General features: G+C 63.8%; 21 protein-coding genes. 13 read left to right on the forward strand and 8 right to left on the reverse strand.

Annotated features, from left to right (window positions below):
* The 6 genes from DFO68_RS12525 to DFO68_RS12550 all read left to right on the forward strand — a co-directional run.
* The coding region (locus DFO68_RS12525; RefSeq protein ID WP_166637572.1) for a transposase at positions 1-222 on the forward strand (222 nt) is incomplete at its 5' end.
* A gap of 264 nt (positions 223-486) precedes the next feature.
* On the forward strand, positions 487-2,199 hold the full coding sequence (locus DFO68_RS12530; protein ID WP_243726513.1) for a PHA/PHB synthase family protein: 1,713 nt from the start codon (positions 487-489) through the stop codon (positions 2,197-2,199).
* Positions 2,200-2,213: 14 nt separating this feature from the next.
* Entirely contained in the window at positions 2,214-2,345 is a 132-nt protein-coding gene (locus tag DFO68_RS16080) for a cation-transporting P-type ATPase (protein WP_166637573.1), read from the forward strand.
* Positions 2,346-2,728: 383 nt separating this feature from the next.
* Positions 2,729-3,490, forward strand: a complete 762-nt coding sequence (locus DFO68_RS12540) for an SDR family oxidoreductase (RefSeq protein WP_133483983.1) — start codon at positions 2,729-2,731, stop codon at positions 3,488-3,490.
* A gap of 144 nt (positions 3,491-3,634) precedes the next feature.
* Positions 3,635-4,252, forward strand: a complete 618-nt coding sequence (locus DFO68_RS12545) for a LysE family translocator (RefSeq protein WP_133483984.1) — start codon at positions 3,635-3,637, stop codon at positions 4,250-4,252.
* Positions 4,253-4,314: 62 nt separating this feature from the next.
* Positions 4,315-4,800 carry a glutathione peroxidase gene (locus DFO68_RS12550; RefSeq protein WP_133483985.1) on the forward strand — a complete coding sequence of 162 codons (486 nt, stop codon included), beginning with the start codon at positions 4,315-4,317 and terminating at the stop codon, positions 4,798-4,800.
* Positions 4,801-4,893: 93 nt separating this feature from the next.
* Here DFO68_RS12550 and DFO68_RS12555 read toward each other — a convergent pair whose 3' ends face one another.
* The gene (locus tag DFO68_RS12555; RefSeq protein WP_133483986.1) at positions 4,894-5,280 is read right to left on the reverse strand and encodes a DUF7079 family protein; all 387 of its coding nucleotides are present in this window, start codon (positions 5,278-5,280) and stop codon (positions 4,894-4,896) included.
* Positions 5,281-5,476: 196 nt separating this feature from the next.
* Here DFO68_RS12555 and fabV point away from each other — a divergent pair, with 196 nt between their 5' ends.
* Both fabV and DFO68_RS12565 read left to right on the forward strand, forming a co-directional pair.
* Positions 5,477-6,688 (forward strand): enoyl-ACP reductase FabV, encoded by a 1,212-nt coding sequence (gene fabV / locus DFO68_RS12560; protein WP_133483987.1) that lies wholly within the window; start codon positions 5,477-5,479, stop codon positions 6,686-6,688.
* A 124-nt stretch (positions 6,689-6,812) separates the two neighbouring features.
* Entirely contained in the window at positions 6,813-7,787 is a 975-nt protein-coding gene (locus DFO68_RS12565; protein WP_208107426.1) for a GlxA family transcriptional regulator, read from the forward strand.
* A 12-nt stretch (positions 7,788-7,799) separates the two neighbouring features.
* On the opposite strand, the gene DFO68_RS12570 is transcribed toward DFO68_RS12565, so the two are convergent.
* Positions 7,800-8,417: a class I SAM-dependent methyltransferase gene (locus tag DFO68_RS12570; RefSeq protein ID WP_133483988.1), complete on the reverse strand. Its 618-nt coding sequence runs from the start codon at positions 8,415-8,417 to the stop codon at positions 7,800-7,802.
* A 43-nt stretch (positions 8,418-8,460) separates the two neighbouring features.
* Positions 8,461-9,255 carry an SDR family NAD(P)-dependent oxidoreductase gene (locus DFO68_RS12575; RefSeq protein WP_133483989.1) on the reverse strand — a complete coding sequence of 265 codons (795 nt, stop codon included), beginning with the start codon at positions 9,253-9,255 and terminating at the stop codon, positions 8,461-8,463.
* 224 nt (positions 9,256-9,479) lie between these two features.
* Here DFO68_RS12575 and DFO68_RS12580 point away from each other — a divergent pair, with 224 nt between their 5' ends.
* Genes DFO68_RS12580 through astB form a run of 5 tightly spaced genes read left to right on the forward strand, consistent with a single transcriptional unit; the run spans position 9,480 to position 15,718 of the window.
* Positions 9,480-10,694, forward strand: a complete 1,215-nt coding sequence (locus DFO68_RS12580; RefSeq protein WP_133483990.1) for an aspartate aminotransferase family protein — start codon at positions 9,480-9,482, stop codon at positions 10,692-10,694.
* A gap of 44 nt (positions 10,695-10,738) precedes the next feature.
* Positions 10,739-11,827, forward strand: coding sequence for an arginine N-succinyltransferase (locus tag DFO68_RS12585; RefSeq protein ID WP_133483991.1), 1,089 nt, complete (start codon positions 10,739-10,741; stop codon positions 11,825-11,827).
* Entirely contained in the window at positions 11,827-12,873 is a 1,047-nt protein-coding gene (gene astA / locus DFO68_RS12590) for an arginine N-succinyltransferase (protein WP_133483992.1), read from the forward strand. Before DFO68_RS12585 ends, astA begins: the two co-directional genes overlap by 1 nt.
* Positions 12,873-14,342, forward strand: a complete 1,470-nt coding sequence (gene astD, locus DFO68_RS12595) for a succinylglutamate-semialdehyde dehydrogenase (protein ID WP_133483993.1) — start codon at positions 12,873-12,875, stop codon at positions 14,340-14,342. The genes astA and astD overlap by 1 nt, the downstream gene beginning before the upstream one ends.
* The gene (gene astB, locus DFO68_RS12600; protein ID WP_133483994.1) at positions 14,339-15,718 is read left to right on the forward strand and encodes an N-succinylarginine dihydrolase; all 1,380 of its coding nucleotides are present in this window, start codon (positions 14,339-14,341) and stop codon (positions 15,716-15,718) included. Before astD ends, astB begins: the two co-directional genes overlap by 4 nt.
* 432 nt (positions 15,719-16,150) lie before the next feature.
* Here the strand turns inward: astB and DFO68_RS12605 are convergent, their stop codons facing one another.
* The 5 genes from DFO68_RS12605 to nhaD all read right to left on the reverse strand — a co-directional run bounded on the left by DFO68_RS12605 (position 16,151) and on the right by nhaD (position 23,414).
* A complete protein-coding gene (locus tag DFO68_RS12605; RefSeq protein WP_166637574.1) occupies positions 16,151-17,023 on the reverse strand; it encodes a PEP-CTERM/exosortase system-associated acyltransferase in 873 nt (290 codons plus the stop codon).
* A gap of 55 nt (positions 17,024-17,078) precedes the next feature.
* Positions 17,079-19,895, reverse strand: coding sequence for a bifunctional diguanylate cyclase/phosphodiesterase (locus tag DFO68_RS12610; RefSeq protein WP_133483996.1), 2,817 nt, complete (start codon positions 19,893-19,895; stop codon positions 17,079-17,081).
* A gap of 33 nt (positions 19,896-19,928) precedes the next feature.
* Positions 19,929-21,149, reverse strand: a complete 1,221-nt coding sequence (locus DFO68_RS12615) for a hypothetical protein (protein ID WP_208107427.1) — start codon at positions 21,147-21,149, stop codon at positions 19,929-19,931.
* Positions 21,118-21,564, reverse strand: a complete 447-nt coding sequence (locus tag DFO68_RS12620; protein WP_208107428.1) for a hypothetical protein — start codon at positions 21,562-21,564, stop codon at positions 21,118-21,120. The genes DFO68_RS12615 and DFO68_RS12620 overlap by 32 nt, the downstream gene beginning before the upstream one ends.
* 365 nt (positions 21,565-21,929) lie before the next feature.
* Positions 21,930-23,414 (reverse strand): sodium:proton antiporter NhaD, encoded by a 1,485-nt coding sequence (gene nhaD, locus DFO68_RS12625; protein WP_133483997.1) that lies wholly within the window; start codon positions 23,412-23,414, stop codon positions 21,930-21,932.
* Positions 23,415-23,494 lie beyond the last annotated feature (80 nt).

Below are 23,494 nucleotides of genomic sequence, written 5' to 3' on the forward strand. Positions count from 1 at the left end.
TTCAACTGGGTCAACACGGTGCTGGGCAACGTCAAGAACGCGATCACCGGCACCTACCATGCCATCCGCGGGAAACATACCCCACGCTACCTGGCTGAGTTCGAGTATCGCTTCAATCGGCGCTATGACCTCAAGGCCATGATCCCGCGCTTTCTCACGGTCGCCGCCCGAACACCGCCGATGCCATACCGGTTCCTGAAGATAGCTGAACCTTATGCGTAATCAGGTTTTAGAAAAAGGCGGCATTTCAATGATGCTGGGTAGGGTCAAAGTAACCCATGCGGTCTACAGGACACCCCAAAGCCAGCCAGGAGTGAGACTATGACCCAAGACCATCAAGATCACACCTCGAGCAGCCAAAGCCCATCCACCAATGCAACGAGGATGGAGTTTCCGCCGCGTTCCCGACAGGTGTCGGGGAGCGCTCAGGTGCTGCGTCGAAGCCACCGACGTCCCGCCGGTGGGGCGACGACGCGCGAAGAAGACTTGTTCACCCTGACTAACCGCGAGGCCCACGGGGCACTGGGCATGCTGACCGGAGGCGTTTCCCCGGCCTCGCTCATGCAAGCAGTTACCGACTGGGGCTGGCACTTGGCCATGGCGCCTGGCAAGCAGGCCGAGCTGGTGACGAAAATGGCCCGCAAGTCGGCACGGCTGGCCCAGTACATGGTCTCGGCGGCGAGTGAGCAGGATTGTCCGCGCTGCATCGAGCCCTTGGCCCATGACGATCGTTTCGACGACCCGGAGTGGCGAGATTGGCCGTACAACCTCATCCACCAGTCGTTCCTGCTAGGCCAGCAGTGGTGGCACAACGCCACCACCGGCGTGGATGGCGTTTCCCCCCACCATGAGGACATGGTCAACTTCATGTCACGGCAGTTCCTGGACATCTTCGCCCCTAGCAACTATCCGCTCACCAACCCCAAGGTCGCTCGTCGCACGCTGGAGCGCGGCGGCTGGAACTTCGTCGACGGTGCCCGCCATTTCGCTGAGGATCTGCGTCGCACGCAGCATGGCGAGCCGCCGGCCGGGGCGGAGCACTACCGGCCCGGAGAGACCGTGGCGGTCACACCAGGGCAGGTGATCTACCGCAACCGCCTCATCGAGGTCATCCAGTACAGCCCGACCACCGAGCGCGTGCAGGCCGAGCCCGTGCTGATCGTGCCGGCCTGGATCATGAAGTACTACATCCTCGACCTCTCCCCGGAAAATTCCCTGGTGCGTTGGCTACGGGACCAGGGTCACACGGTGTTCATGATTTCGTGGAAGAATCCAGATAGCGACGATCGCGACCTGGGTATGGATGATTACCGGGAACTGGGCGTGATGGCCGCCCTGGATGCCGTAAACGCAGTGGTGCCGGAGCGCAAGATCCACGCCGTGGGCTACTGCCTGGGCGGAACGCTGCTGTCCATCGCCTCGGCAGCCATGGGCCGGGATGGCGACGACCGTTTGGCCACCGTCACGCTCTTTGCCTCGGAGACAGACTTCGAAGAACCCGGCGAGCTGGGCCTGTTCATCGACGACAGCCAGGTGAGCTTCCTCGAGGATCTGATGTGGAAGCAGGGCTACCTAGACAAGTGGCAGATGCGCAGCACCTTCATGTTCCTGCGCTCGAATGATCTGGTCTGGTCTGCCTCGGTGAAGGCTTACTTGATGGGTGAGGCCTTGCCTATGAACGACCTGATGGCCTGGAGTACCGATGCCACCCGCATGCCCTACCGGATGCATTCGGAGTACCTGCGGCGCATGTATCTGGACAACGCCCTGGCGGAAGGCAATTTCTACGTCGGCGACCATCCTGTGGTGCTCAACGACATCCGGTTGCCGATGTTTGTCGTGGGCACCCGCACCGACCATATCGCCCCCTGGCGTTCGGTTTACAAGATCCATCTTTTGGCCGGCAGTGACATCACCTTTGTCCTCACCAGCGGCGGGCACAATGCCGGTGTGGTGAGTGAACCTGGCCACCCGCACCGGGTCTATCAAATCGCTGATAAGCCTGCCGAGGCTCCGTACGTGGAGCCCGACAGATGGGCTGCTGAAGTACCGGAACACGCCGGTTCCTGGTGGCCCGAGTGGCAGACCTGGCTGGTTGAGCATTCCAGCGGTGAGAGCGAGCCACCATCCATGGGCGCCTCGGATGCCGGCTACCGGCCGCTGGCGGCCGCACCTGGCAGCTACGTACTGCAATCCTGAGACTGGAGGCGATGATGGCTGAGCAGGCAACGGCAAGAGACTCGGAGCCGAAGCAATCCGACGCTGCATCCGAGGCCGATCTCGAAAACGGCCTCACCACTCAGGAAGCCCAAGAACGCCTGAGGCAGTATGGGAGAACAGCTTGATCCCTGAGGGTGGGAAGAGAGATGCCTGCACACGCTGTTCGACAGCAACCACAACCAGCCCGCTGCGGGTGAGGCGGTGGGCCCGTTCTGCTATCGCAATCGTCTGCGCGATTAGCTCGCTGGCCGCCACCCTGGCCTTACCGAGGTTAGCAAGTGCCCATCCGGAAACACCCGTTTTGGGATGGGCACTTGTGCGGCACAGGGAAGTGCCGCCCAAATGAGGGCGCAAGCCCTTGATTTGGCGAGCCGGGCAAAACCGCGTTTTGACCCGGCGACTCCGCGAAACGCCAGGGAGGGCGTGTCGGGATGGAGACTAGCAAGACACTGACCAGTATGTGCGCTTCTGCTCGTCTCACCCCTTTTCAACACGAGAGGCTGACACCATGCAACTCAAGGGAAAAACGATCGTTGTCACCGGCGCTGGACGCGGGCTGGGACAGAAAACCGCGGAGATGATCGCCGCCAAGGGCGGACGGCTGGCCCTGGTGGATCTGAGCGAGGACGACCTGGAGGAGACCGCACAGCTGTGCCGTGACGCTGGCGGCGAGGCCCGCGTCTACCCGCTGGACGTCTCCGAGGAAGAGGCGGTCGAACAAGTCTTCGCCCGAGTCGTGGAGGACTTCGGCGCCCTGGACGGCCTGATCAGCAACGCCGGCATCACCCGGGACGGGCTACTGGTCAAGGGCAAGGGCGGCCAGGTGGAGAAGAAGATGAGCACAGACGACTGGAATGCAGTCCTGCAGGTTGACCTGCGCGGGGTGTTTCTCTGCGGGCGCGAAGCCGCCGCGCATATGATCGAGCTGGGTAAGGGCGGGGCCATCGTCAACATTTCCAGCATTTCCCGCGCGGGCAACTTCGGGCAGACCAACTACTCGGCCGCCAAGTCCGGCGTCACTGCCATGACGGTGACCTGGGCAAAAGAGCTGGCACGGCATGGCATACGCGCCGCAGCAATCGCCCCTGGGTTCTGCAACACGGCTATGGTGGCAAAAATGCCCGAGAAAATCCTCGACACCATCAAGGACCAAGTACCGCTGGGCCGTCTGGCGGAGCCGGCGGAGATCGGTCACTCAGTGATCTATGTGCTCGAGAATGACTACTTCAATGGCCGGGTGCTGGAGATCGACGGCGGACTGAGGCTCTGAATTCGCTTGGCATGCGGTGGGGGCTTCTACAGGAGCATGGGCCAGGCATTCTCCTTGTTTGTCGGTCATCCGCCATGGCAACACCTAACGGGAAGGCAGCTCAACCGCCGAGTCAAGGCCAGCCCTGATCACTGGAGGTCGTGCATGCCGCTTTCGCTCTGGCTGTCACTGGCCGCGGTCTGCGCCATGGGGGCCATGTCCCCGGGGCCCAGCCTGGCCCTGGTGCTGCGTCATACCCTCGGCGGAGGTCGTCTGCCGGGCGTCACGGCGGCCCTCGCTCATGCCTTGGGCGTGGGCTTTCATGCACTGCTCACGGTCTGGGGCCTGGGGGCATTGATCGTGCGCTTTCCGCTGTTGTTCCAGGCGATCACCTGGGGCGGGGCGGCCTACCTGGCATGGCTGGGGATCAAGGCTCTGCGTGCCGGGCGGGCCAGTGCCCTGGATACCGTGGCGGCGTCCACCAGCCGCCGTCAGGCGGCACGCGAGGGCGTGCTGGTGGCGTTGAGCAACCCCAAGCTGATTCTCTTCTTTATCGCCCTGCTCAGCCAGTTCGTGACCCCCGAGATGAGCCTCGCGGCCAAGACGCTGGTGGTGCTCACGGCGATGGTCATCGACGGCGGCTGGTACGTGCTGGTGGCCGTGGGTCTGTCGCACTCAAGGGTGCTGCCCTGGTTGCAGGCCCGGGCCCACTGGCTGAATCGCATCACCGGTGTGCTGTTACTCTCCCTGGCGCTGCGGGTGGTGGCCGGGCCGATCGCGTGACGCTGCCGCCGTGACTGGGTAGGCTGAAGGCATTGTAATGGCTCAAAGAGCGAGTTAGATCCATGTCGATTCATGACCACCAATGCCGTACCTACAGCGGCGAGCCCTTCAACCTGCGCGCCCTGCGCGGCCAGGTGCTGTTGATCGTCAATGTGGCCAGCCAGTGCGGCTTCACGTCCCAATTGCGCGACCTCGAGCACCTCTACTGCCGCTACCGCGAACGCGGTTTCACCGTGCTGGGCTTTCCCTGCAACCAGTTCGCCCACCAGTCGCCGGAGTCGGCGCTGGAGTTCTGTCGCTTCGCCGAGCACGAATATGGGGTGAGCTTCCCACTCATGGAGAAGGTCAAGGTCAATGGCCCTGGCGCCCATCCGCTGTTCGTCGAGCTCAAGCGCCAGGCGCCGGGGGTGCTGGGTACCGCCATGATTAAGTGGAACTTCACCAAGTTCCTGGTCGGCCGCGATGGCCGGGTCATCCACCGCTTCTCGCCCCGCGACGGCGAGGCGGAATTGAGCGAGGCTCTGGAGAAGGCCCTGGACGAGCCCTGAGCACCAGGGCATCTCGCCGCGCTCGACCAGCACTCCCTATATTGGCTTGTTTCAGCCTCTATGGCCGAGCCGGGTCATGCTGGGGCGTGGTGGTCAGGGCAACTCGCCGCGCTCGACCAGCACTCGCCCCATCAGCTCGTTCCAGCGGTGGCGGGTCATCATGGTCGTCAGCCCCGAGAACAGCGCCCAGCTCTTGCGACGCCAGCCGTTGAGCCGCAGGTTGTGGGCCACCAGTTGCTTCATCAGCTGGTAGTCGTCGAACGAGCGCCACTCGCCGGCCACCGACAGCTGGTGGCGCGCTAGCACCGGGGCGAGTTCCAGGCGAAAGACCCACTCCAGCTCGCGCACGCTCAGGTCGTGGCGCTGGATGACCTCGACCATGTGCGCGAAGTCGGTCTCGCGAGGCTCGCGCTCCAGCCACAGCGGTGCCAATGCCAGCCACAGCTCGCCACGTTCGTCGACCAGCGTCTGTGCATCCATCGCGATTCTCCTGTGCCACACTCGTTGCCCGGGACAAGCATCCTGCACCAGCCCCGCGGCGGCCTCAAGGGCGGACAGCCGCCGCCGGGGCCGCTAGAATGTCGGGCACTGCTGCTTCGATCCGGCCATCCGGCTCATACATTTCCCTGGCGACGCAGGCGGTTGCCCCGTCCGCGGCACAACTACGAGGTCTGACGTGATCATCAAGCCCAAGGTACGCGGTTTCATCTGCACCACCACTCACCCCGTCGGCTGCGAGAAGAACGTGCTCGAGCAGATCGAGGCGACCCGCGCCCGCGGCTTCGATCCGGCCAATGGCCCAAAGAAGGTGCTGGTGATCGGTGCTTCCAGCGGTTATGGCCTGGCGGCACGCATCTCTGCCGCCTTCGGTTACGGCGCCGACACCCTGGGCGTGTTCTTCGAAAAACCCGGCACCGAGAAGAAGCCGGGCACCGCAGGTTGGTACAACAGCGCCGCCTTCGACCGCTTCGCCAAGGCCGAGGGGCTCTACAGCAAGTCGATCAATGGTGATGCCTTCTCCCACGAGGCCCGCGAGACCGCCATCGAGCTGATCCAGCAGGACCTGGGCCAGGTCGACCTGGTGGTCTATTCGCTGGCCTCGCCGGTGCGCAAGCTGCCCGACAGCGGTGAGCTCAAGCGCTCCAGCCTCAAGCCGATCGGCGAGACCTACCGCGCCACCGCCATCGACACCAACAAGGACACCATCATCGAGGCCGAGGTCGAGCCTGCCACCGAGCAGGAGATCGAGGATACCAAGACGGTGATGGGCGGCGAGGACTGGGAGCTGTGGATCGATGCCCTGGACCGTGCCGGCGTGCTGGCAACCGGCGCGCGCAGTGTGGCCTTCAGCTATATCGGCACCGAGATCACCTGGCCGATCTACTGGCACGGCGCGCTGGGCAAGGCGAAAGAGGATCTTGACCGCGCCGCCGGCGAGATCGACCAGCGCCTCTCGGCCAGCGGCGGCGGCGCCAAGGTGGCAGTGCTTAAGTCGGTGGTGACCCAGGCCAGCGCGGCCATTCCGGTGATGCCGCTCTATATCTCCATGGTCTACAAGGTGATGAAGGAGAAGGGTCTGCACGAAGGCACCATCGACCAGCTCAATCGGCTGTTCGGCGATTGTCTCTATGCTCGCCCAGGGCAGGGCAATGACTGCCGAACCGACGAGGCTGGCCGCCTGCGCCTGGACGACCGGGAGCTGCGCGATGACGTCCAGCAGGCGTGCAAGGCGCTCTGGCCGCAGGTGACCACTGACAACCTTTTCGAGATCACCGACTATGCTGGCTACAAGCACGAGTTTCTCAAGCTGTTCGGTTTCGAACGCGACGATGTCGACTACGAGGCAGAGGTAGATCCTGTGGCGGATTTCGATGTCGTGAACCTGTGAGAGGTGGCATTTCCGGCAACGCCCCATAGACGGCGCTCGCCGTGGGCTTTTTCTCGCGGCAGGGCGGTGGTTTATCGCTGCCTTGAGTAAAAGGATCTCTCATCCTGCCTTGGCCACCGTGTGAATGACCGAGACTACCTTGCGTTCCTCGTCGCTACCCACCCGGCAGATCGGTGTGGTGGTGCTGCCCGGTTTTTCCCTGCTGGCCTATGCCTGTGCCACCGAGCCCCTGACGGTGGCCAATCGTCTCGAGGGGCGAACCCTCTATCGCCTCACCACCTTCGCCAGCGTCGCTGGCCCGGTGGCCAGCGCCTCCCACCAGGCGCTGATGCCCCAGGCCGTCCTCGGCGAGGTGGATGCGCCGCTGGATTTGCTGCTGGTGTGCGCGCCAGGCCCGCTCTCGGGCAGTGTCCCGGGGCCGCTGCTCGAATGGTTGCGCCGGCTGGCTGGCGCAGGGGTGCTGCTCGGCGGCGTCGGCGGTGGCACCGAGGTGCTGGCCCGGGCCGGGGTGCTGGACGGTTACCGGGCGACGCTGCCCTGGCAGCGCTTCGATGCCTTCTCCGAGGCCTTTCCGCGGGTGCGCCTCTCTCGGCAGCTGTTCGAGATCGACCGCGACCGCCTGAGCTGCGGCGGCGGTACCGCGGCCATGGATATGATGATGACGTGGGTGGGACGTCAGCACGGCCCGCGGCTGGCCGAGCGCATCTCCGAACACTTCGTGCTGGAGCGCATCCGCATGGGCGACGAGCCCCAGCAAGTGCCGCTGCGCTCGCGGCTCGGCCATGCCCCCGAGAGCCTGGCCGAGGCGGTGGCGCTGATGGAGGCCAACATCGAGGAGCCGCTGACCACCCACGAGCTAGCCGAGCACCTGGGCATCTCGCGGCGCCAGCTCGAACGCCTGTTCAAGAAGTACCTGAAGGCCGTACCCAGCCGCTACTACCTGGATCTGCGCCTGCAGCAGGCGCGTCGTCTGCTGCGCGAGAGCGAGCACCCCGCCGGCGAGATCGCCCTGCAGACTGGCTTCTCCTCGGCGGCCCACTTCTCCACTGCCTATCGCAACCACTTCGGCATCACGCCCCGCGAGGAGCGGCTGTCCTGACGGCGGGGCGCGTCACGCCTTGTGTGCCAGCAGGGCACGGAACAGCGTGCCCATCATCACCGGCGTGTCCTGCTCGATGGCGAAGCCGGCTGCCTCCAGCAGTGGCCGGGCCTGGCGGGTGATGTCGGTGGCGATGGCTGAGGTCAGGGCGTTGAGCCCACGCCGGGCGAGCCCGGCCGGTTTCTCGTCGCTCTGGAACTTGTCCATCACGCACAGCTGGCCGTCCTGCCTGAGTACCCGGCGAGCCTCGGCGAGTCCCCGCGCGGGTTCGGGCATCACCGCCAGTATCAGGTGCATCACCACTACGTCGAAGTGGTCGTCGGGATAGGCGAGGCGCTCGGCGTCCATGACACGCGCCTCGACGTCGCGACCCAGCCTTTCGGCACGCTGCCGCAGGCGCCTGACCATGGCCGGCGACAGGTCCGTGGCATGCAGCTCAATGTCCCGCGGCATCCAGGGGAGGTCGAGACCGGTGCCGGCGCCGACCATCAGCACCCGCATGCCGGGCTGCCAGGCCACCTGGCTCAGGGCCGTGCGGCGTGCGTCGTGAAAGGCGCGCTCCACCACCAGGTCGTAGACGGGGGCGTAGAGGCCGTAACGGATCCGGTTCCAGGCGGTGGTATTGATCATGCGGCGGTCTCCGCGGCCGACGGGGGTATCAGGGTAGGGCCTATCAGGCCATGGTGTCGACGATGCCGCCCTCGACGCGCAGCGCCGCCCCTGTGGTGGCGCTGGCCTGTTCGGAGGCCGCGTAGACGCACATGTGGGCGACCTCCTCGGGAGTGGCCAGGCGCTGGATGATCGACGAGGGGCGATTCTCCTGAACGAAGCGTGCTTCCAGGGCTTCCTGCGAAATGCCCTGTTTCTCGGCGGCCTGCCGGAGCATGTCAAGCACCCCTTCGGAGCGGGTCGGCCCGGGCAGGATGGCGTTGACGGTAACGTGGGTGCCGCTGAGCACCTTGGCCAGGCCGCGCGAGAGCGATTGCATGGCGGACTTGGTCATGCCGTAGTGGACCATTTCGCTAGGAATGTTGAGCGCCGACTCGCTGGAGATGAACTGGATGCGCCCCCAGTCGCGCTGCTTCATGCCTCGGGCGTAATGGCGCGACAGGCGCACCGCGCTCATCACATTGACGTCGAAGAACGTCTGCCAGGTGGCATCGTCGATCTCGAAGAAGTCCTGGGGGCCGAAGATTCCCACGTTGTTGACCAGGATGTCGGTGTCCGGCCGGGCGTCGATCAGCGCCTGACAGCCTTCGGCCGTACCCAGGTCGGCGGCCACCCCCGACACGCGGGCATTGGTTGCAGCCTGCTTGATTGACTCGATCGCCGCGTCGACACGGGCCTGAGTGCGGCCGGTGACGGTGACCTCGGCGCCGGACTCGGCCAGCTCCCGGGCGATGGCGAAGCCGATACCGGCGGTGGACCCCGTGACGATGGCGCGCTTGCCGGAAAGATCGATATGCATGGACTGCCTCCTTGTCGTCAGCGGGCTGAACAAGGCCCGCCTGATGTGTTGCCCAGGAACAGCATGGGGCAGATAGCGAATTCTTCAAGCGGCGGTCGCGCAAAAGGCGCCGTCAGATCTCGACGCTTTTCATAACTCGCCGTCCCATCGCTGAAAGCTTACCGCAGCCGGGCTCCCTATACTCGAGAGATCAATGATCCATCATTCCGAGAATGGAGAGCGACATGAGCGAGCATCCCACCCGTGCCGATTTCGACCACTACATGGTGCCCAACTATGCGCCCCAGCAGGTGATTCCGGTGCATGGCGAGGGCAGCCGACTGTGGGATCAGCAGGGCCGAGAGTACATCGACTTCGCCGGCGGCATCGCCGTCAACGGCCTGGGGCACTGCCACCCGGTGCTGGTCGAGGCCCTCACCACCCAGGCGAACAAGCTTTGGCATCTCTCCAACGTCTACACCAACGAGCCGGCCCTCAAGTTGGCGCGCAGCCTGGTCGAGCGCACCTTCGCTGACAAGGTCTATCTCTGCTCCTCGGGTGGCGAGGCCAACGAGGCGGCCCTCAAGCTGGCGCGGCGCTGGGCCCATGACCACCATGGCGAGCACAAGCACCGTATCGTCTCCTTCTCGCAGTCCTTCCATGGCCGCACCTTCTTCACCGTCAGCGTCGGCGGCCAGCCCAAGTACTCCCAGGGCTTCGGCCCGGTCCCTGAGGGCATCGTCCACGGCCAGTACAATAACCTCGACAGCGTGCGCGAGCTGATCGACGACGATACCTGCGCGGTGATGGTCGAGCCGATGCAGGGCGAGGGCGGCATCATCCCCGCCGTGCCAGAGTTCCTGCAGGGGCTGCGTGAGCTGTGCGATGAGCACAATGCTCTGCTGATCTTCGATGAGGTGCAGACCGGAGTGGGACGCACCGGCTCGCTCTATGCCTACCAGCAGTTCGGCGTGACCCCGGATATCCTGACCAGCGCCAAGTCGCTGGGTGGGGGCTTCCCGGTGGGCGCCATGCTCACCACCGACCGGGTCGCCCCGGCCATGGCGGTCGGCACCCACGGCTCCACCTACGGCGGCAACCCGCTGGCCTCGGCCGTGGCGCTGGCCGCCGTGGAATATATCGACACCCCGGAGGTGCTCGATGGCGTGAAGCTTCGCCACGACCAGTGTCGCGAGCATCTCGAGGCGATCAACCACCGGCACAGCGTGTTCCGCGAGATCCGCGGCATGGGCCTGCTGGTCGGTGCCGAGATGGCCCCGGACTATGAGGGACGCGCCAAGGATCTGATGGCGCTGGCCCTCGAGGAGGGGGTGATGACGCTGATCGCCGGCCCCAACGTGCTGCGCCTGGCGCCGTCGCTGGTGATTCCCGAGGAGGACCTGATCAAGGGCATGCGCCGCCTCGAGCATGCCGTGACCAGGCTGGTGGCCGACGAGTGAGCCGCCTCGCAGCCGTCGATCCCCTGTCTTGTGGAGACCCTGCCATGCTGGTCATACGCCCCGTCCGCCCGGCGGACCTGCCGGCCCTTGAGCGACTTGCTGGCAGCGCGACGCCAAGGCTGACCAACCTGCCGGCTCACCGCGACCGCCTGGAGGAGCGCATCGCCCGCTCCCAGCGGGCCTTCACCGCCGAGGTCGAGGTACCCGGCGACGAGCACTACACCTTCGTGCTCGATGACCTGGCGCGTGGCGAGGTGGCGGGTACCGCCACCATCCGGGCCCAGGCCGGTGCCCGCGAGGCCTACTACACCTATCGCCAGGAGACGCTGATCCACGCCTCCCAACAGCTCGACGTGCGGCGCGAGGTGCCGACCCTGTCGCTCTCCCATGAGGTCTCCGAGGCGACCCTGCTCTGCGCCCTGTCGCTGGATGCCCGCTACACGGGCACCAGCGCCGAGAGCCTGCTGCGCCGGGCGCGGCTGATGTTCATCGCCCAGTATCCGGAGCGCTTCGCCGCGATCCTGGCGATGGCCTTTCCTGGCTACCTGGATGAGCAGGGCGAGTCGCCGTTCTGGAACAGCGTGGGGCGTCACTTCTTCGTGCGCGACTACCAGGAGATCAACTACCTGGCCGGAGTGCGCTCGAAGAGCTTCATCGCCGAGGTCATGCCGCAGTTCCCGCTCTACCTGGCGCTGCTCACCCGCCAGGCCCGGGCCGCCATCGGTCGCGAGCATCCCGACCACGAGCCGGCCTTGACCGAGATGCTGGCCGAGGGCTTCCTGCGCTCGCGCCACGTGGACATCTTCGATGCCGGCCCGGTGATCAAGGGCGAGCGCGAGCGCCTGGCCAGCTTCCGACGGGCCGCCTGGCACCCGGTGCGCATCCGTCCCGCCCACGCGCTGCCCGACGCCGAGCCGGCGATGGTCGCCAACCAGCGCCTCGGCGATTTCCGCTGCGTGGTGGCGCGCTATGCGCTGTCGCCCACCGGCCAGCTGATGCTCTCCCCGGCGCATGCCGAGCGGCTGGGCGTGGAGGAGGGGCGCGCCGTGCTGGTGGCCCCCCTGGCCCTGTCCGGCGGGGGAGATGGCAGCGTCGACGCCCATGATCCAGGCTATGACGAGGGAGAGCTGTGATGCGTATTCGAGCGATCGCCGAAGGCGACCTGGACGAGTTGCAGGCCCTGGCGCGGGAAACCGGGGTGGGCTTCACCTCGCTACCCGACAACCGCGACTTCCTGGCGGCCAAGATCGCCTCGACGCTGGCCGCCTTCGAGGAGCGCACGCCGCAGGACCAGCGGCTCTACTTCTTCGTGCTGGAGGACGAGGCGAGCGGACGGTTGGCCGGCTGCTGTGCCATCGAGGGCCAGGTGGGGCGCGAGATCCCCTTCTACCACTACCGGCTCGGGACCCTGGCCCATTCCTCGGTACAGCTCGACCTGCACCGCACCATCGACACCCTCTTCCTGAGCTCCGATCACACCGGCGATGCCGAGGTGGCCTCGCTGTTCTTGCGGCCGGAGTACCGCGGCACCGACCGCCGCCATGAGCGCAACGGCGCGCTGCTGTCGATGGTGCGCTGGCTGTTCCTGGCCGAATTCCGCGACCGCTTCCCCGACAAGGTGCTCGCCGAGATGCGCGGGGTCTTCGACGACCAGGGGCGTAGCCCCTTCTGGGAGTGCCTGGGCAGCCACTTCTTCCCGCTCGATTTCGCCGAGGCCGACAAGCTCACGGGGCTTGGCCAGAAGAGCTTCATCGGTGAGCTGATGCCCAAGTTCCCGATCTATACCCCCTTCCTCAGCGAGGCGGCGCGGGCCTGCATCGGCCAGGTCCACGAACACACTCGCCCGGCGCTGGCCATGCTCAAGAAGCAAGGCCTGCGCTGGGAGGGCTACATCGACATCTTCGACGGCGGCCCCACCGTGGAGGCCTACATCGACGACGTGCGCGGCGTGCGGCTTTCGCGGCGCTGCCGGGTCGAGGTCAAGGCCGGCAGCCTGGAGCATACGCCACGGCCGCGCTGGCTGGCGGCCACCACTGGCATGGCCGGCTTTTGTGCCGCCTGGCTGGGACGCGGGCCCGATGCGGCAGGCGTGGTGACACTGGACGAGGCTGAGGCGCATCGGCTGGAGGTCGCCTCCGGCGACACACTGCGCATACTGGACACCGAGGAGGAGGCGTGATGAAGGCAAGACGACAGCTGCTGATCGGCGGCACCTGGCTGGATGGCGAGGGCGACGCCTTCACCAAGCACGACCCGGTGGCCGGGGATGGCCTCTGGGAAGGCGGTGCCGCCACCGGGGGCCAGGTAGTGGCCGCAGTGACAGCCGCCCGGGTCGCCTTCCTGGCCTGGGCGCGCACCCCCTTCGACGAGCGTCAGGCACTGGTCGAGCGCTTCCGCGAGGTGCTGGAGCGTCACCACGAGGCGCTGGCCGCCGCCATCGCCCAGGAGACCGGCAAGCCGCTCTGGGAGGCCCGCACCGAGGTCGGCGCGATGATCGGCAAGGTAGCGATCTCGATCCACGCCTACCAGGAGCGTACCGGCGAGCGCAGCCGCGATCTGGGGGATACCACCGCCGTGCTGCGCCATCGCCCTCACGGGGTGATGGCGGTCTACGGCCCCTACAACTTCCCCGGCCACCTGCCCAACGGGCATATCGTGCCGGCGCTGCTGGCCGGCAATGCCGTTGTCTTCAAGCCCAGCGAGCAGGCCCCGCTGACCGCCGATCTTACCCTGCAGTGCTGGCAGGAGGCGGGGCTGCCGGATGGCGTGATCAACCTGGTGCAGGGCGCCGCCGCGACCGGCCAGGCGCTCTCGGCGAACCCCGGCATCGATGGCCTGCTGTTCACCGGTAGCGCCCGGGTCGGGGGCCTTTTGCATCGCCAGTTCGCCGACCAGCTGGACAAGATCCTGGCCCTGGAGCTCGGCGGCAACAACCCGCTGGTGGTGAAGGACGTGCCCGACCAGGAGGCGGCCGTATTGACCATCCTGCAGTCGGCCTTCCTCTCCGGCGGCCAGCGCTGCACCTGCGCCCGGCGGCTGATCGTGCCCGAGGGCCAGGTGGGAGACCACCTGCTGGATGCCCTCAGTGGCGCCATCTCACGGCTGCGGGTGGCCGGCCAGTTCAGCGACCCTGCGCCCTTCTATGCCGGCCTGGTGAGCGTGGCGGCCGCCGATGGCCTGCTCAAGGCCCAGGATGATCTGGAGGCGCTGGGGGGCACGGTGCTGGCGCGCATGGCACGCCTCGAGAGCGGCACCAGCCTGCTCAGCCCGGCGCTGATCGACGTCACAGGCCTTCCGGTACCCGACGAGGAGCACTTCGGGCCGTTGCTCAAGGTGCATCGCTACCGCGACTGGGACGAGGCGATGGCACTCGCCAACGACACCCGCTATGGCCTCTCCGCCGGGCTGATCGGTGGGGAGCGCGATGATTGGGACGACTTCCTGCTGCGCATCCGCGCCGGTATCGTCAACTGGAATCGTCAGACCACTGGCGCCTCCGGCGACGCGCCCTTCGGCGGCGTCGGCGAGAGCGGCAACCATCGCCCGAGTGCCTACTACGCCGCCGACTATTGCGCCTATCCAGTCGCCTCCATGGAGAGCGAGGCGCTGGTGCTGCCCGAGACGCTGCCGCCGGGGGTGACGCTATGAGCCAGCCGGCCCCGGACGTGCGCGAGGTCAACTTTCTTGAGGTCAACTTCGATGGCCTGGTCGGCCCGACCCACAACTATGCCGGCCTGGCCCTGGGCAACGTCGCCTCTATGACCCACGGTGGGCTGGAGGCCAATCCCCGGGAGGCCGCCCTGCAGGGCCTGGGCAAGATGAAGGCGCTGATGGAGGCCGGCTATGCCCAGGGCGTGCTGCCGCCCCAGCAGCGCCCCGACCTGGGGGCGCTGCGACAGCTCGGCTTCGCCGGCAGCGATGCACGGGTGCTGGTGCGTGCGGCGGGCGAGGCGCCGCAGATCCTGCGCGCGGTGTGCTCGGCCTCGAGCATGTGGACCGCCAATGCCGCCACGGTAACGCCCTCCGCGGATGCCCCGGATGGCCGGGTGCATGTCACCCCAGCCAACCTGCAGTCGAGCTTCCACCGCTGCCTGGAGCCGCCCACCACCGCCCGGGTACTGGCAGCGATCTTCGCCGATGAGAGACGCTTCGCCCATCATCCGGCATTACCGGCGACCCCCGCCTTCTCCGACGAGGGCGCGGCCAACCATACTCGCCTCGCCGCGGATTACGGCGAGCCCGGAGTGCATCTCTTCGTCTATGGCCGGGTGGCCTTCGGCTGGGGCGCCGAGGATAGCGTAGCGCCCCGGCGCTATCCGGCGCGCCAGACCCTGGAGGCGAGCCAGGCGATTGCCCGCCAGCACGGCCTCACGGCGTCCCAACGGGTGTTCGCCCAGCAGCACCCCGAGGCCATCGATGCCGGCGTCTTCCACAACGACGTGATCAGTGTGGGCAACGGCCCGGTGCTGCTCTATCACGAACGAGCCTTCCTCGACGAGCAGGCCATCCTGAACGAGCTGAGAACCAAGATGGCCACGCCGCTGGTGCCGATACGTATCCCCGAAGCGGCGGTCAGCCTCGAGGACGCCGTGGCCTCCTACCTCTTCAACTCCCAGCTGCTCTCCAACTCGGACGGCAGCATGACGCTGGTGGTGCCCGGGGAGTGCCAGGAGCGCGAGAGCGTCTGGCGCACCCTTCAGGATCTTCTGTTGGCCGGCCACAATCCCATCAGCGAGGTGGTGGTCCAGGACGTCAAGCAGAGCATGCGCAATGGCGGAGGCCCCGCCTGCCTGCGCCTGCGGGTGGTGCTCTCGGCGGCCGAGCGTGCGGCCCTCTCCGGGCGTGTGCTGCTGGACGACGCCCTGCACGGCGAGCTTACCGCCTGGGTCGAGCGTCACTACCGCGACCGCCTGGCTCCCCAGGACCTGGCCGACCCGCAGCTTGCCGAGGAGACGCTGGCGGCGCTGGATGAGCTGACGGGGATTCTGGCTATCGGTGCTGTCTATCCCTTCCAGCTGGGCTGAGCCCGTTGAAGATCCTGCGGCTGGACGCCGACGCGCCTCACCTGAAACGCGTCGCGGCCTGGCAGCAGGCCGAGTGGTTTCACCCCAGCCCCGGCGAGCGGCAGTGCGGCCAAGGGCGCTATGCTGCCGCCCCACTGAACAGGGAAATACGATGTGACGGGCGTGATACTGGCCTGTCGCTCGCTCGCACTATATCTCTCAACTCTCAATCCCTCGACTCTCACGCAGTTTCCTGCCGGAATGGGGAGCATTCGCTTACGCGAGGGGCCTGGCCTTCGATCTCACCCAGACCGATCTTCCTGCCGTATCGTGCCTTCTGAAGCAGGTGGGCCGACCAGGCCAGGGAAGAACGCTGCTACGGGCTGGCTTCATGCTGCTAAAATGGCCAGACAGGTGCTATCCGGGGCCCATATTGCTATCCTTGCTCTTCTTTTAAGAAGGAGAATAAGAGGCTTTTATAATGCTTGAGTGCTCATCAACTTGGTTTTTAATTTCTTGATATATGCATTGATGAAGCGGGTAAAGTGCGTGTTGGACCCCTGAAATGGCCAATGAGCGGTTTATATAAAAAACATTTCGTTTGCCATGAAACTCAAATGTTTCCCCGAGCCGAATAAACTCAAAGCCTGATTTTCTTAGCAGTCTTGGAAGCGTGGGAGCCATCATCGCATACATGTGTCTGTTACCCATAATTTCTGCGAGTGAGTAAGCTGCAAGAAAAATACTGATGAGAATGAGTGGGGAAACTTCCTTCACGCTCTCAGGCAAGGGAGGTAGCTCCTGACATGATTTTTTGTAATTAAAACTATTTTGGCTGACCCTAAACTCCTTTGAGATGGCAAGTCGAGAGGCCTCACAAATATACTCTCTCGGCAACATGTTTGGGTGGAGTGTAAGGTGAGAGATTCCCTCGTTTCCATGTTCTTCCACTGGAAGCTTTCTATAGCCTTCTCCATTTGGATTTTGTGTGGTCACAATTCTGAAGCAACCAGCTGTTTTATCCGTTCGCTTGTGGGTAAGTATGCAGTGATAAGATGAGCTATCATATTCATCGGACTCTAAGTTGTTGTCTTTTTCCTGCATTTTGTATCCGAGCTCTTGAACAAAGACCTCATGGCGAAGTGCAAGAGATTTTTCGATATCTTCTGGTGTTGATGCAAGCTTGAACGTGAACTCTCTCATGAATTTCTTGATGAGTTCGTCCTGCAGTTCAAGATTAGCCTTATCAAAAGGCACTGCAAGATTGACACTGCTCTGCGCGGTGACGGCATTGCTTCTATGCTTGTACCAGTTGCTATGCGGCATCATAATTTCCCTTGGTTAAACACCCGTTACTAATGGCAGTCGAAGTTTCTCTAGGCTAGAAGGTGTTGTTAATACTTTTCGGACGACCCAGATAAAATCCTTGTCCATAGGTGATGCCATAGTCCTTCAATAATGGCAACAGGGCTTCCTGATCCACAAACTCGGCGATGGCCTGCTTGCCGAAGCCGGCAGCAATGTCGGCGATGGCCTGGACGATGACGCGGCTCTCGGAGCTGATCGTCAGGCTGCGGATGAAGGAGCCATCGATCTTGATGTAATCCACCGGCAGCTGCCCCAGGTAGTGGAAGCTGCTGAAGCCCACGCCGAAGTCGTCCAGGGCGGTGCGGCATCCAAGATCGCGGACTCCCTGCAGCACCCCACGTGCCGTGGAGAAGTCAGTGACGGCGGCGGTCTCGGTCACCTCGAGGATCAGGTGATGGGGATCGGCACCGCTGTCGACCAATTCGTCGGCCAGGTACTGCTTCAGCCCCTCATCATGCAGCGACTGGCCGGAAAGGTTGACGGCCAGGCTAATGTCTCGATGCTGTAACTGAGCCAATATTCGCAGGCTGTGGCGTAACACCCAGCGGTCAATTTGAACGATCTGGGCGCTGCGTTCCGCCACGGGGATGAAGTTGAATGGTGGCACCAGGCTGCCATCGGCATCGCGCATGCGCAGCAGCACCTCGTAGTGCTTCACATCGCGATCCTCCAGTCGCATGATCGGTTGCACCATCAGCTCGAAGCTGTCTTCTGCCAGGGCGTTGCGTATGCGATCCACCCAGTAGACGCGCTCCTGTAATTCGTCCTTGGCATTCTCGGCCCTGGAGAGCAGGTGCCAGTGCTGGCTGTTGCTTTCCTTGGCCTTGTACATCGCCATGTCGGCACTGGCCATCAGGTCGGCAGGTGTGTCGCCATGGGCCGGAAACAGGGCTATGCCAATGCTCGCGAGCACGCGGTGGCGTCGGCCTGCCGTCATGAATCCGAGGCTTTCGAGCAACTGGGCGATGTACTGGGCAACCTGGACTGCCTGGTTCTCGTCGGCATGCTCCAGCAATAGCGAGAACTCATCGCCACCCAGGCGGGCGATGACGCCTCGATGGCCCAGGTTCAGCACAAGCGTTTCGGCTACTTCGCGCAGCAAGTGGTCACCCACATGGTGGCCGCTGAGCTCGTTGATCTCCTTGAACTGGTCAAGATCCAGCAGCAGCACGGCACCTCTTGACTTTTGCCGCAATGCTTTTTGCAGCGCGTCCTGAAAGAAGCGTCGGTTGTAGAGTTCGGTCAGGGGATCATGTTCGGCCAACCAGGTCAGGCGGGCCTCTGCGGCCTTGCGCTCGGTGATATCCAGCCCGACGGAGATGCGCGACATGCTGCCATCGATACCGGACGGCAGCGGCGCATGGTACCAGGCAATGGTATGAAGGCGCTGATCCGGCATCTGCAGCATGCGCTCCTCCTGCTGGGGGGTATCGAAGGCACCGACCAAGGAGTGGCTGCCGGCCTCGAACACATCCACGAAGTGGCGGCCCAGCAGAGAGGTCTCGTCCAGATTCAGCATGGCGCGGGTATAGGCGTTGACCAGACTGATGCGACCGCGGCTATCCTGGGCAATGATGAAGACCCGGGCGGTATCCAGCAGGCTGTTGACGAAGTCCCGCTCCTTGGCGAGCTCTTCGAGACGTTTCGCCAACTGATTGCCGCGTTCCCGAACTTCCTGTTCCAGCGTTTCAAGCTGGTGAGATAGCTCCAGCGTGGTGCCCTCCAGCACGTCGATCTCATCCGGCAGTCGATGGCGCAGGGTAGGAATCGCTGCCCTGATGTCATCGAACCGGCCGCTGGCGAGTGTCGGTAGCAGGCTGGCGATTCGCCGCAGGCGTGCCATGGGGCGCAAGAGTATCAGCAACAGCATCAGCTCCGCGGCGATCCAGCCCGCCAGGCCAACCCCCAGTAGGGTGCGGGTGTCCTCGTTGATGGCGCGAAGTTGGCTCGAGATGTCAGAGATCAGCAGGAAGTAACCAGTGCTGCGTCGGTCTGCATCCTCTTCCATGCGGACCGCGCTGAGTTCGAGGTGCTGATCTTGGTACTGCAGTTGTAAAGGGGACTGGAGCAGAGCGCTGATGGGACCGAGTGCCGATGCCTTGTGCAGGATGGGTAGGCTCTGTTCCTGTCGTGTCAGGGCCAGCAGATAGCCGTTCCAGGCATCGAGATGGCGCTCCTCGGGAAGGTCGTGACTCTCCAGTGGACCGGTCACCAGCAGTGCCACCTCGGCATTGGAGACCTCCCTGGCCTGCCGAGTCACGTCAGCCAACGAGCGGGCGAGGACGATCAGCCCGACACTCTCGCCATTCATCAGCACCGGAACGGCGGCATATTGATGGCAGTCCATCGAGCAGCGCAGCGCCGTGATGGGGATTTCCGTGTCCATGACCCTCTGCACCCAGGCTTGTATCGGCAATCCTCTCTCGGACTGGCCCGAGCCCCAGTGGCCCATGGTCCGCCCCCAGGCGTCCACTACCAGGATCTCATCGATGCCGGCCTCTAGCTGAAAGGTCGGCCACTGCGACGCCAGTGCCTCTTCGACTTGGTCGCCATTGCTGACCGCAAGGGGGGCTCCCAGGCGAGGCGAGGCCGCGGCCAGGCCCGCCAACTGACGAAGGGTTTCTGCTGAACGCTGGAGCGCTAGGCGGATCTCGCGCTGCTGGCGCTCATGATGTTGGTGGCGGCTCTCCTGGAACTGGCGGGTCAGGTTATCGTGGCCCAGCCAGGTGAACAGCGCCACCAGCCCGACCAGCAGCAGGCTGCTCAGGGCGATGACACGCCAGGTCAGGCTGAGTCGGCGACGGGTCCGGTAAGGGGCGTGGAGAGTCATCTCGGCGGGTTCCTGGCCAGAAGCATGGCGATGTCAGAAGCGTAATGAGAGCTGGAACAGCAGCATGTTCCAGTAGCGTTCTGTTTTCGCAGGGTCCGGGTTGTCCTGTATCGGCAGCCAGCCGGTGCCATCCACATGGTGGTATTCGCTGGCTAGCATCACGCGTGGATGGGGGGTCCACTGAAGACCTAAGGTAATATCGTCCGCAAACTGTGTGTGAGCGGGAATCGCGCCACCAGTGCTGGCCTCAAACTCCTTGCCTGAGCGGTCGCTGCGATCATTGACCAGGCTGTCATAGCGAACCAGCCCCTGCCAGTCATCAAGAAAGCGGCGTGTATACTGGACATACCAGCTTTCTCCATTCCTTTCAGAGTCGGCAAAGGCATTGAAGCCCTCTAGTTCCAGTTTTCTGATGGCGTACTCGGCAGTCAGACTCCAGAATTCTTGGTTGTATTGAAACGAGACAACCCAAGGCTTGAAATGGAAGGTGCCATCTCCGGGCATGCCAGGTGGGGAGTCATACTCCGCATTAACACTAGCAGTGCTAAGCGCCATGATAATTCGGCCACCGTCATGTTCATATCGAGCCTGAGTGATAGCAGATGTATTGGGTTCAAGAGAGCCTGGAAACCTGTCCAGTCCCAGCGCTCGGTCTGCGTCATCCTCGATGCGAGCCTTCCCAAAGCCAGCTTGCAGTCTAAGAACCCCTGTCTTGAGCCTTTCCTCGTGGTAAAGATTAAGGCCGTCACCGGCCAGGCCAAGTGACCGGGTCCGATCGAAGTAGATCGACTGGGGCAACAGGATGCTGGGACGGGTAAAAGCCACGTCACGGGTCTGGTTGTAGAAGCCGAAGGGGTTCTTGATTCTGCCGACCTGGATGCCGAAGGTGCGTTGCTGGGTGGAAAGCATCTGGTAATCGATAAGCCCGTAATCCAGCTTGAGTGTGGCATCTTCGCCATCCCCACCGGCACGCCGACTGAGCACCTGGGCGGCCAGTAGCACGTCTTGATGGGGGCGCAGCGAGACGTTGGCGCCAATCTCGGTGAACTTGAAGCTGCCTCCATCCTCGCTGGGTCCGAAGAAGTTGTTGTCATCGGTAATGACCAGTGCCTGGCTTAAAAAACCATGCATCTGGAGAGTGCCCATTACGCCTTCGGCGCTGTGGACCTGGCCGGGCAGGCCCAACACCAGTAGCGCGGCCATGGCGCTTAAGGAGCGAAAGTCACTCCATCGAAATGACTTGGACACTGTCATCCAGGTACTCCCTTTCAAGATATCCTATTGCGCCGGGTGTATTGGCGACACGCTCACGCATCTCCGCTTGGTTACGAACGCGGTCGGGTGCCTGGCCGGTGCCCGAAAACACCATGCGATCCCATGCCAGTTGCAACTGGTGCGGATAGACCGACAGCTGTTCCTTGGCAAAGCGCGCATGCACGGGGTGGTTGTTGCCCAGCACGAAGACACGCACCGCTTGCCCACTCGGCCAGGTACGCTGACGCATGGCAAAGATGGCGCGTGTGGTATCGCGATTGAGCTGATGGGTGTCCACATTGGGGTTGGCCACCAGCAGAATCTGTTCCTCTCGGGCAACCTCCGGTATCTCGGCCAGCACCAGGTCGGTCAGTAGCATCAAGGCAGTCAGCGCCAGGAGGCTTAAGCGCAGCATGGCGCGCGTCTCTCTGGTTGGCCAGCAACGGCAATACAGCCCGCTGTCAGGGAGCGAATCAGGGTCAAAGGTGGCATCGAGGGTTGCATTCCTGCTGTCTGATGAACGCCAGGTTCATGCACCATGCAGGGCTGGCCTGCATATTTAGCGTGTATGAGTCGATGACGCCTTCTCCCTGCAGCCCCTCGGGACATGATGTTTCCTGGCTCGGATCAGTGGGTGCCCTGCACCAGACACCCGTAACCTTATCATCCTGCGATATGACCCGAGATATCCTTATACGCTACCTCACTTTAAGGAAGTTTACAGATGACAGTCTCAACGCGGTGGGAAGGCCCGGCGGCGCAGCGCCGCCGGGGAAGGGATCAGTTGAAGACGTGGAAGCTTTCGGCATTGAGCCACAGGTGGGCCACCACGCTGGCGATATAGCCCAGGGCAATCACCGGGGTCCAGCGCAGGTGGCCCATGAAGGTGTAGCTGCCGCGGGCCTGGCCCATCAGCGCCACGCCAGCCGCTGAGCCGATCGACAGCAGGCTGCCGCCCACGCCGGCGGTGAGGGTGATCAGTAACCAGTGGCCATGGGACATGTCCGGCTCCATGGTCAGCACGGCGAACATCACCGGGATGTTGTCGATCACCGCGGAGATCACGCCCAGGGCAATGTTGGCACCGGTGGCGTTCCAGCCAGTATAGAGGGCCTCGGAGAGCATGCTCAGGTAGCCCATGAAGCCGAGGCCACCCACGCACATCACCACGCCGTAGAAGAACAGCAGGGTGTCCCATTCGGCACGGGCCACCCGGTTGAAGACATCGAAGGGTACTACGCTGCCCAGGCTTTCGAGCTTCTTCCAGTCGCCGCGCTGGCTGTAGCGGGTGCGCTTGCGCTCAAGGCTGCGCGGCAGGGTGCGCCGCAGGTAATAGCCGAAGAACTGCAGGTAGCCAAGGCCGGTCATCATGCCCAACACCGGTGGCAGGTGCAGCACGGTATGGCAGGCCACGGCGGTGGCCACGGTGAGCAGGAACAGGGCGATGATGCGCCGTGCGCCGCGCTTGAGCCAGACGTCCTCTTCCAGGCTGTCGGGCTGACGGTTCTTGATGAAGATGCTCATCACCACGGCTGGGATCAGGAAGTTGATCAGTGAGGGGATCAGCAATTCGAAGAATTCTTGGAACTCGATCAAGCCAGCCTGCCAGACCATCAGCGTGGTGATGTCGCCAAAGGGGCTGAAGGCGCCGCCAGCATTGGCCGCTACCACGATGTTGATGCAGCAGAGATTGATGAAGCGCTTGTCGCCCTCTGCGACCTTGGTGACCACGGCGCACATCAGCAGGGCGGTGGTCAGGTTGTCGGCAATTGGCGAGATCATGAAAGCCAGCAGACCGGTGATCCAGAACAGTGAGCGATAGCTGAAGCCCTTGCGGACCATCCAGGAACGCAGCGCATCGAACACCCGGCGCTCGTCCATGGCGTTGATGTAGGTCATCGCCACCAGCAGGAACAGCATCAGCTCGCTGAATTCGAGCAGGGTCGTGCGAAAGGCGTGCTCCGACTCCGCCGGCATGCCCGCCTTGACGTAGACCCAGCCGATCAACGCCCAGATGATGCCGGCCGCGACCAGCACCGGCTTCGACTTGCGCATGTGGATCTTTTCTTCGGCCATGACCAGGGCATAGGCCAGCACGAAGATGGCGATGGCGAACAAGCCCACGAAAGAATCAGTCAGGTCGAGCTCGCCGGTTGCAGCAAACACCGAGCTGCTGGCCAGCAGCGTGAGCATGGCGAGCACCAGCGTGCTCGGCCAACGGACGGATTGTCGTGGCCTGGGGGATAGACGACAGGTTGTCAGCATGGCTGTGATCTTCCTGGGGAAAGGGTGGCAGAAGGGGGCGAAAAAACGCCAGAACCTTATCACAGCGATGTTTGATGCAG

This window comes from Halomonas ventosae (assembly GCF_004361885.1).
GTDB lineage: Bacteria > Pseudomonadota > Gammaproteobacteria > Pseudomonadales > Halomonadaceae > Halomonas > Halomonas ventosae_C.